The organism is Vibrio sp. Vb0349, assembly GCF_033338975.1.
Genome location: NZ_JAWOTS010000121.1, coordinates 1 through 1,694, shown reverse-complemented (window position 1 = coordinate 1,694; position 1,694 = coordinate 1). Strand labels below are relative to the sequence as shown.

1 protein-coding gene and 1 pseudogene are annotated in these 1,694 nt (G+C 47.0%); both read right to left on the bottom strand.

From position 1 onward, the window contains the following. Positions 1 to 279: 279 nt before the first annotated feature. Positions 280 to 966, bottom strand: coding sequence for a hypothetical protein (locus tag R7Q47_RS23755; protein WP_318089601.1), 687 nt, complete (start codon positions 964 to 966; stop codon positions 280 to 282). Between the two features lie 163 nt (positions 967 to 1,129). Next, positions 1,130 to 1,694 (bottom strand): annotated as a pseudogene (locus R7Q47_RS23750) (hypothetical protein); the annotation flags it as partial.

Sequence of the window (1,694 nt, the reverse complement as noted above, 5' to 3'; positions counted from 1 at the left end):
AAACAACGCTGCGGAATAGCCAGATATTTCCAAGTTTTTTGACGATGAAATTGCTTTAGTGACACGCTCCCAAAGGGCGAGTTATCTTGGTTCGCATGCTTTGTTAACAATTTTTGATTTAGAACCACTAGATCTTCAAATTGTTGCCTCGCCTTCAAACCAAGTCATTCTCGCTGAACCAAGCATCTAGAGGTTACTTGGGTATATACATACAGCGTAGACAGGATCTGGAGAATTTAAAGTGAGCTCACTCGAGATCGTGAACTCACTATCAGACTGTTAAACAGCCAGAGCAAACAAACCTTGTAGGCTTGTCATGGAAGCAAGAGCAAGCAGCAAAGCAATGCTCAGTTGCACTTTTTCTGGCGCCTTGTGTGTGAAGATATGCCAACACCAAACCACAATGGTAGAGATAAGCAGCGCTAAAGAGATCAAAATCGGCTGCGTTGCGCTCGCAAGCGTAGCTTCATCAAATTGGTACGATGAAAATAAAGTCGCAAGCACCAATAGCATGCCAGACACAATACCCGTTACAGGTAAAATACGGTGGAACGCCTGTAGTCGGCTACGGGCAATCGTAAGCAGCAATGGAGAGAACGACGCACCTAAGAAGAAGATCATCACAGCCATCGCTGCTGAAGCAGGCCAATTCGGCTGTTCAAACACTTGAATGCTCACGTAAGCAAACGCCAAACCATTCGCTAAATGCAGCGCCCACAACGGGCCCTTTTCACGCGTTTTCTTGGTCTGAACTTGAGAGTAGAAATAGAAAATCGCGAACACCACCATAAACGCTTCAATACGAAGTGATGCTACCGCAAGCCAAAGTACCCCTATCGCAGGCAACATTTTGTGGAGACGACCTCGCTGACCCGGACAAATATCGCCCTTGATCAAAAGCAAAGTCAGCAGCGCTTGTGCGCCAAATAACATTGGAGGGAAAGTAACCAGCAATTGTTGAATCATGTTGAATGCAAGCTCAAAAGTCGTTTTGGGGTGGCGATAATAGCAAATCACCTATCGCCAAACCACCTAAACTCTCCGCCTAACTTGCGATCCAAATTGCATCAAACAGGCTTAAGCTCATGCGTTCAATATTAAGCCTGTGCAGCAATACTTGACCTAGTCATTAGCAAGAAGCCAGATACTGCAAGGCATCATCTTGAGTGAGTAGCCCACGATATTCTTCTTTGGCGTCGCACAAGATCCAAGGGAAGCCTATACCAGCTTTGATCAAATCTCGAATGGCCGCTACTGGCAAACAGGCATCAACTTGCTCAAATGCGGTGCTCATCACCTGATTGACTGGCCGTTTCCAAAGTCGATGTTCGCGCTCGGTTTCTAAATCTGTCCCCATCGCTGGCGTCATGTGCAAGTTGACTTGCTCTTTGGTGATCAACCCAACGCAGCGGTTTTCATTGATGACCACCAAAGGTGCGCTTGGGCTCAGATTCATGTATTCCACCGCCAAAGACAGCGGTTCACCTGGGTCGAGTCGGCGCACATCGTGATGACATAACGACTGCAGCATCGCATCTTGAGTCGGTTTAACCATCACACCATTAAAAAGTGTGTCATGTGCTTGAGCGGTATCGAGTAGCACGACTGGCAATGCCTGAGAAAAGAGGAAACCCTGCATGTAATCAACACCAATACCAGCCAAAACTTCGAGCTCGCGTTGTGACTCGACACCT

What these genes read in the sequence shown, in the direction of transcription:
- R7Q47_RS23755 (WP_318089601.1), bottom strand. Translation starts at nt 966, where the DNA reads ATGATTCAACAATTGCTGGTTACTTTCCCTCCAATGTTATTTGGCGCA.